This is a genomic window from Streptosporangium fragile, from assembly GCF_039534445.1.
GTDB lineage: Bacteria > Actinomycetota > Actinomycetes > Streptosporangiales > Streptosporangiaceae > Streptosporangium > Streptosporangium fragile.
This window is the reverse complement of record NZ_BAAAVI010000036.1, coordinates 77,730-85,917: the sequence shown is the minus strand read 5'-3', so window position 1 is coordinate 85,917 and position 8,188 is coordinate 77,730. Positions and strand designations below refer to the sequence as shown.

Genomic DNA, 8,188 nt, shown 5'->3' with positions numbered 1-8,188 from the left:
CGGGGAGGGCACACCCCGCCTTCCACCCCGGCCGGCCGGTCATCGCCGGAAGGGGCGCCGTGCTCTTCCCCGCTTCCCCGGCGCCGACCACGACCCGTTCGGCGGCGTCCCGGCCGGGCTTTCCCGGGCCGGGGCCGTGCGGAACCGCCGGGGGCGCCCTCCGCGGTGAGGCTTCCCGCTCCGTAGGCGGGTTCCCCCGGGCGGTCGTCGGCCGCCGTGGCACCTGTCCACTCCTCCGGAAGGAAACGATGTCGGATCCCGCGGCGGACCCGCCGGGCGAACCAGCGAGACACGAACACGGTGACCGTCTTCTCCGCTCCGTGGTGCGCGGTGTGTGGGCGCCGCTGGCCGTGACGGCCGCGGGCACGGTCATCGCGGCCACCACCGCGCTGGCGCTACCGGCGGCTCTGGCCGCCGTCCTGGACGCGGTACTGGCGGGCGAGCACGCGTACGGCACGGTCGCGGCCCTGGTCCTCGTCCTGGTCCTGGCCGCGGCGGCCGAGGTCGTCTCGGCGGTGGCCGGTGCGACTTCCACCGCCTCCGCCACCGAGAGCCTGCGCCTGCGGTTCATCGCCCGGCTGCTCTCGCTGGACGTCGCCCGGGCCCGTCGGCTGCCGGCCGGAGAGCTGGCCAACCGCCTGGTGAGCAACACCGCCACGGTGGGGCACATACCGTTGGCGCTGCTGCACGCCATGACCGGCATCCTCACCTCCGTCGGGGGTCTCGCCGCGCTGTTCGTCATCGACTGGCGGGCAGGGGCGGCGTTCCTGGCCGGAGTGCCCGTCGCGGCCGTCGTCGTACGTCTGTTCGTCAGCCGGGTGTCGGATCTGTACGACCGCTACCAGGACGCCCAGGGCCGTCTGGCCGCGCGCCTGACCGACACCCTGGCCGGGATCCGCACCGTGCGGGCCTCGGGCACCACCGACCGGGAGATCGCCCGGGTGCTCGCCCCGCTGCCGGAGCTCTCCGCCGCCGGGCACGCCCTGTGGCGGGCGCAGGCCCGCAGCGTGTGGCAGATCACCCTGCTGCTGCCCCTCGTCGAGGTGGGCGTGCTCGCCGTGGCCGGGCTCGGGGTGGCGGACGGCCGCCTGGAGCCCGGACAGCTCGTGGCCGTGGCCGGTTACACCGCGCTGGCGCTGGCCTTCTTCGAGCAGATCGACATGCTTCTGGACGTCGCGCACGCCCGCTCCGCGGCCCGGCGTGTCGGGGACGTGCTCGCCCTGCCCGCCCCGGCCCCGGGTACCCGCCCGCTGCCCGACGGCCCCGGCGCGCTGTCGTTCCGCGGCGTCACCGTGGCGGGAGACGACGCCCCGCTGCTGGACGACGTCGACCTGGAGATCCCCGCCGGTGTGCTGGCCGCCGTCGTCGGCCGCTCGGGCGTGGGCAAGAGCACGCTGGCGTTGCTGGCCGGACGCCTGATCGACCCCGACCGCGGTCAGGTGCTGCTCGACGGCCTGCCCCTGCGGGAGCTCGACCCCCGTGCGCTGCGCGGCGCCGTCGCCTACGCCTTCGAACGTCCGGTGCTGCTGGGCGACGACCTGGCCGCGGCCATCGCCTACGGTCTTCCCGGCACCGGGCACGCCGCCGTGCGGGAGGCCGCGCGCGCCGCGCACGTCGACGACGTCGTACGACGCCTGCCCGAGGGGTACGGCACCCCGCCTGGCGCCGCTCCGCTGTCGGGCGGTGAGATCCAGCGGCTGGGCCTGGCGCGCGCCCTGGTGCGGCGGGCCAGGCTGACCGTGCTGGACGACGCCACCTCCAGTCTCGACACCGCCACCGAGGCCCGGGTGACGCTCGCCCTGACGGAGGGCATGCGCGGGCGCACCCGGTTGCTCGTCGCCCACCGCGCGGCCACCGCCGCCCGCGCCGATCTGGTGGTCTGGCTCGACGGTGGGCGGATCCGCGCCCGCGGCACCCATCGGGAGCTCTGGCGCGATCCGGACTACCGGGCCCTGTTCGCCGCCGAGACCGGGTCCTCCGCCCGGACATCCTCCGAGGAGGAGCCATGCCCCGCCGGTTCCTGACCCGCCCGCGGCCTGGACCGGGGGCCGGGCTCTCCTGCGCCGTCATGGCGGAGTTGTCGCGCGCACGCGACCGCTCCCCGGCCGGGGACGGGGGGCGCCTGCTGCTGGGACTGCTGCGTCCCCGCCGCAGGGCCCTGGCCGTGGCCGCCGTCTGGTCCCTGGTCGAAGGGCTGCCCGGGCTGCTGTCCGGGCTGCTCGTCGCCACGGCCCTGGACCGGGGTTTCCTCACCGGGCGGCCCGGCGTCGGTCTCGCCTGGCTCGGCCTGCTGGGTCTCAGCATGTTCGTTCAGGCTGTGGCCACGCGGGCGATGTTCCCCCACCTGGCCGCGGTGGTCGAGCCGCTCCGCGACGATCTGGTGACGGCCGTCGTCACCGCCGTCGTCACCCGCGCCGCCGACGACTCCGAACCGCCCGACACCGCCGCCGTCACCCGCCTCACCGCGCAGGTGGAGACCGTGCGCAACCTGGTGTCGGCGCTGCTGCGCAGCACCCGCGCCCTGGGCGTTTCCCTGATCGCCGCGCTGTCCGGGCTGCTGGCGCTGTCGCCGGTGGCGGCGGCCCTGGCCGCGGTGCCCCTGACGGTGGCGGTGCTGGTGTTCGTCCGGCTGCTGCGCGTGCTCGTGGTGCGTCAGCGCGCGCTCATCCTCGCCGAGGAGACGCTGACCTCCCGGACCGCCCCGGTCCTGGCGGGACTGCGCGACATCGCCGCCTGCGGGGCGGACCGGCAGGCCCACGCCACGGTGCGGGCCGCGGTGGCGGCCCAGGCGGCGGCCATGCGGGCGCTGGCCTGGGCCGGTGCCGGGCGGCGGCTGGTCGTCCTGCTCGGTGCGCACTTTCCCCTGGTCGGCCTGCTGGTCGCCGCCCCGTCGCTGGTGCGCGACGGCCACCTGAGCGCCGGGGAGGTCGTCGGGGTGGCGACCTACCTGGTCACCGGTCTCGATCCGGCCCTGCGCGCGCTCGTCGGCGTCACCGGAGGCTGGGGCGTCGCCCTCGCCGTCACCCTGCGCAGGCTCGCGGAGACGATCACCCCGCCGTCCGCGCCCGCACCCGGGCCGCCTGCCGTGACCGCCCGCCCGCTTCCGGCCGGTGCCGCCCCCGTGACCCACCCGGTCGCCGTCCCGGCCGGTCACCGGTTGCGCGTCCGGGGCCTGGGCTTCGCCTACGCGCCGCAGGCCACCCCGGTCGTTCATGATCTGGATCTCACCGTCGGCGAAGGCGAGCACCTGGCCGTGATCGGCCCCAGCGGCATCGGCAAATCCACCCTGTCCATGCTGCTGGCCGGCCTCCGGCGTCCCACAGATGGCGGGGTATGGCTGGGTGATCTCCCGCTCCACGCGGTGTCGAGACATCATCTGCGGCGGACGATGGCGCTGGTGCCGCAGGAAGCGTACGTGTTCGCCGGCACGGTGAGGGAGAACCTCGCCTACCTCTGCCCCGACGCCGGCGACGTCCGGTTGCTCGACGCCGCGCACGCCGTGGGCGCCCGCCCGCTCGTCGAGCGGCTCGGCGGGCTCGACGCCGTGATCGGGGAGCCCTCCGCGCTCTCGGCCGGAGAGAGGCAGCTCATCGCTCTGGCCCGGGTCTACGCCTCGCCCGCGCGTGTCGTCGTCCTGGACGAGGCCACCTGCCATCTCGACCCGGTCGCCGAGCACCGGGCCGAGACGGCGTTCGCCGCCCGCGAGGGCACCCTCATCGTGATCGCGCACCGCATCAGCTCCGCGCTCAGGGCTCAGCGTGTCCTGCTGATGGACGGCACGAGCGCGCTCACCGGGACGCACCGGGAGCTGCTGGCCCGCTCGCCCCTGTACGCCGACCTGGTCGGCCACTGGCACGGCGACGGCGCCGAGCCGGGAGAGAGCCGGTCACCGGTCACGGATCCGTCCGCCGTCGCCGTACCGACCGCCGCCCGCCTCAGCCGCCCTCGACGCCTCCGCGAGCGGTGATCTCCGTGCCCGGAGGTCTCACGTGCCGGCCTCGCCGGTCCGCAGGTCCGCCTGGGCCAGCTCCCAGCACTCGGTCATGAGCGAGGCGTAGGCCGCGAGAGCGGTCTTCCCCGTCTTGATCATCGTGTCCAGCGCGGACGGGGACCTCGTCAGGGCGGCGTCGAGTTGTCGCCGCTTGAGGGCCGTGCAGTCGGCGCCGAGTCTGACGCGTTCGGCCAGGAAGTCGTAGCAGGCCGCGTTCGTCCCGAAGACCCGCCGGCAGTTCGCGAGCAGGGCGGGGCCGACCGTGACCGAGAGCCGCTCGATCTCGTACCAGATCGCCAGCTGGGCGGACGGCGCGGGGCCGGAGATCACATTCTCACGGAGCCTGGCGTAGAACTCCACGCTGGCCGGTGGCGCCGTGGTCAGCAGGGCGTCGATGTCGAGGGTTTCACCGAAACGCTCGGACCACCAGGCCGCCACGGCGCGGGCGTTGGCGATCATCCGGTCGTATCCGGGCTTCTTCCGGGAAGGTGCCCTGAGCGCCCTGCCCGGCTCATCCGCCTTGTCTGGCTCGTCCGGTGCGGGCGTGCCGTACCGCTCGCCCGCACCGGAGACCCAGCGCTCGGCCTCGTGCGTCATGTGGGTGCTGTAGGCGTTGTGGCGCAGCATCCACCGGGCGAAGGGTCGCTCGTCGCAGGTGGGCAGGAGCACCTGTGCCACCGCCGGGTCGTCGATGAGCCGGCGCCGGTCCGCCTCCAGCGCCGTTTCATACTGGGCCATTAATGTCCCCATAAAATCCCTTTTTTGGTTATTTAGTTGATAACCCTGTTCTTAGGGTGGTCGCCTGGCCGGTGGGGAGAGCGATGCGGGGCCGTGGCCGTTCAGTACGTGTGCTGCGGCTCCCGCAGGGGGGTGCTCCACCATGTCGGGGATATGAACCCGGCCGCGGTCATCGCCCGTTCCCGCCAGGCCGGAAGTCCGGCCCGGCTCGCCTGGCGCACCAGCGCCACGAGGTGCCGGGTGGCGGCGCCGTGATCGCCGAGGGCGGAGGCGAGCAGCGCCAGGAACCAGTCCACCGGACCTATGGGGGCTATCGCGGAGCCCACCGAGATCCTGCCGCTGTGCGGCAGTAGAGCCGAATAACTCACCTGGCAGGCCGGTACGTCGCCGAGCGCCGCCTGGGCCGCTCCCTGCAGGCAGGTCATGGTCAACCAGGACCAGTCGCGCGGCGGGGACGGCCAGCCGTTCTCGACCAGCTTCCAGGCGTCTCCGGTGCGCCCCTGCGCGCACAGCTGCAGGATCCGGGCGTCGTGGTCCATGGTGCGGTGGATGCCGGCGATCGAGTCGATCAGCGGCCCGGTGTCGGCCATGGAACCGCGCTGGTAGTGCAGGAGAATGCGACCGGTGGTCACCACGGCGCCCGCGTACCACATGCCGATCCCCCGGGCCCGCTGCTCGGCCTCGTCGTACAGGTCCTCGGCCTCGTCGAACCGGCCCGCCAGGGTCAACCGGCCGGCGCGCCACATGGTGTGCTGGAAGGCCTGCCAGGGCAGGGGGAACCGCTCCAGCATGACGTCGCAGCGGGCGGCGGCCTCGTCCGCGCCCGCCACGTCGGACAGCTCCAGCCGGTGGTGGGTGAACAGCATCTGCGCCAGCAGCTCGAAGCCTGGCGACCGGGTGCGCGACGCCAGGTCGAGCAACTCGGTGGCGATCTCCAGAAGCTCCCGGACGTGGACGGCCTGGGGCAGCGACAGCTGCCGCGCGCTGAGCGTCTGCATCAGCAGATGCGGATCACCCAGCCGCCGGGCCGTCTCGACGGCCTCGGCCGACAGGGAGTCGCAGCGCGGATTGTCGGTCCCGTCGTACAGCTCCTGCGCCAGCCCGCCCAGCAACAGCGCGCGCTCGGGGCTGTCACCCGGGGGCAGGGAGTCCAGCGCGACCTCGAACCGGTGCACCAGGCGCAGCTCCACCTCCTCATAGGGATTGCGCAGCGTCCAGACGGACGGGGTGTCCAGCGCGGCCAGCGCGCGGGCGACCAGCGTGGGACCGCCCCGCCCGGCGACGCGGTCGGCGGCGCGTATGGCCTGAACCCGCGCCTGCCTGGCCGCGGGCGCGTCTCCGGCCTCCAGCAGCGCGCGAACCTGTTGCAACAGGAGTTCGACGTGGTCGACCAGATCACCGGAGCAGGCACCGTGGGCCTCCACCGCCCGGCTCCACCACAGGGCCGCCTCCTCGTAGGCCAGGCGGAGGGACGCCTGCTCGGCCGCGATGCGGGCCCAGCGGGCCGCCTCGTCGTACGCCGTCGGACCGGCCTCGACCGCGTGGTGGGCGATGACGCTCACGTCCACCCCCGGGCGGGTGGCGAGGACGGCCATCACCTCCCGGTGGACCTTCGCCCGGCGCAGCGGGGGGATGTCGTACAGGAGGGTCTCCCTCACCAGATCGTGGGCGAAGGCCATGGACCTGGCACGGGGGACCAGCAGCCCGGCGCGCGTGGCGCGGTCCAGCGAGTCGCACATCTCCGCTCGGCACACCCGGGAGACGACGTCGGGGTCGAACTCCCTGCCGATCACCGCGGCGACCATGAGCGCGTCGCCGGCCCGCGTGCCGAGCGCGGCCAGCCGGCGCCGGATCAGATCCGCGACCGTACTCGGCACCGTGTTCAGCGTGCCTCCCTGCGCGAGCATCCGGACCGTCTCCCGGACGAACAGGGGGTTGCCGCCGGTACGCCGGGTCACCCGGCGGGCGGTGCGCCCGTCCATCTCGACACCCATCTCCTTGGAGATGATCTGTACGGTGTCGGGCGCAAGGCCGGTGAGGCGGAGGTGGGACAGGTCGTAACGGGCGAGACGGCCCAGCACGTCGTCGAGGGATAGGCAGTCGACGCCGTCGCGGAACGCGGTGACCAGCGTGACGCGGGTGGCCTCCGCCGAGTCTCCGATGAGAGTGACCACGTCACCGAGCAGCCTGAGCGATGCCGCGTCGGCCCAGTGCAGGTCGTCCAGAATGATCACCACGGGCTGGATCCGCGCGGCGGCCGTCAGCCAGTCCGCGATGGCCTGGTGGCGGCGGAGCCGCGCCACCTCGGTGGTTCCGGCGGGTGTCTCGTCATCCAGGAGCCCGGCCAGGGCCCGGGGATCCGGCGGAGGGCAGACCCGGGTGAGCGCCCGCAGGATCCGGAGCCACGGCCACAGCGGCGGGACACCCTCGGCTTCGGGGCAGCGGTCCCAGAGCACCAGGTGACCGGAGCCCGCGCAGTGTTCGCGGAACGTCTCAAGCAGCCAGGTCTTGCCGATGCCGGGCTCCCCGCTCACCGCGACGGCGGTCAGGCCGTCTCGCCGCAGCGACATCCTCAGCTCCTCGAGCTGCCGTTCCCGGCCGTGCGGGAGGCTCCGCCGGGGTGGGGCGGTGACGGGGACGGGGGACGCGGGAACGGGCGGCGCGAGCATGAGCGATTCCTCCTGCCGGAGGATGGCGTCCTCCAGCGCCCGCAACTCGGGGCCGGGGTCCAGGCCCAGCTGTTCGGCCAACATGTTCCGGGCCCTGCGCAGCAGGGCCAGCGCGTCGGCCTGCCGCCCGGTGCGGTAGAGGGCCAGCGCCAGCAGGCACCACAGCCGTTCACGTAACGGGTGCGTGACCGACTCGGCCTCCAGTTCGGCGATCACGGCGTGCGGGCGGCCGAGGTCCAGCTGCGCCTGGGCGCGCCGTTCGATCGCGACGAGGCGCAGCTCGCAGAGGCGGCTGACCTCCGAGGACGCCCACAGCTCCCCGGCGAACTCACCGTAGGGGAGCCCGTGCCACAGCCGCAGTGCCGCGTTCAGGTCGGCGAACGCCTCCTCGGGCGGCCGGGACTCCGCTCGGGCGACGAGATCGGCGAACCGGGTCGCGTCCACGTCGGTGGTGGCGAGCAGGTAGCCGGGTGGCCGTCCGATGAGCAGCCGGGGAGGGGTGCGCGGAGGCCGTCTGGGCTCGATGGCCCGGCGCAGGTTGGACACGTACGCCTGGAGTGTGCCCACCGCGCTCGGCGGCGGGGTGTCGCCGTACAGGTCTTCGATCAGCGTTTCGACGGAGACGACCGCTCCGTGCGCGGCCAGCAACCGCGCCAGGACCGCGCGCTGGCGCGGACCGCCGAGTCCGACAGGGGTTCCACCGTCGTAGGCGCCCACCGAACCGAGAACCCGAAATTCCATCCCTACCACCCATGGTCGGCACAGCAGGTGCGGGCCACTGTGACAGGAA

At 74.1% G+C, this 8,188-nt stretch carries 4 protein-coding genes; 2 read left to right on the top strand and 2 right to left on the bottom strand.

Going from position 1 to position 8,188, the window contains the following annotated elements; all coding sequences use genetic code 11:
* Positions 1-320 precede the first annotated feature (320 nt).
* Together ABD841_RS23450 and ABD841_RS23445 are read left to right on the top strand one after the other, a co-directional pair.
* Positions 321-2,024: an ABC transporter ATP-binding protein gene (locus ABD841_RS23450; RefSeq protein ID WP_344975666.1), complete on the top strand. Its 1,704-nt coding sequence runs from the start codon at positions 321-323 to the stop codon at positions 2,022-2,024.
* Entirely contained in the window at positions 2,006-3,967 is a 1,962-nt protein-coding gene (locus ABD841_RS23445; protein WP_344975663.1) for an ATP-binding cassette domain-containing protein, read from the top strand. Before ABD841_RS23450 ends, ABD841_RS23445 begins: the two co-directional genes overlap by 19 nt.
* 18 nt (positions 3,968-3,985) lie before the next feature.
* Here the strand turns inward: ABD841_RS23445 and ABD841_RS23440 are convergent, their stop codons facing one another.
* Together ABD841_RS23440 and ABD841_RS23435 are read right to left on the bottom strand one after the other, a co-directional pair.
* Positions 3,986-4,729 (bottom strand): hypothetical protein, encoded by a 744-nt coding sequence (locus ABD841_RS23440; RefSeq protein ID WP_344975660.1) that lies wholly within the window; start codon positions 4,727-4,729, stop codon positions 3,986-3,988.
* A gap of 101 nt (positions 4,730-4,830) precedes the next feature.
* Positions 4,831-8,139, bottom strand: a complete 3,309-nt coding sequence (locus tag ABD841_RS23435; RefSeq protein ID WP_344975657.1) for an ATP-binding protein — start codon at positions 8,137-8,139, stop codon at positions 4,831-4,833.
* Positions 8,140-8,188: the final 49 nt, after the last annotated feature.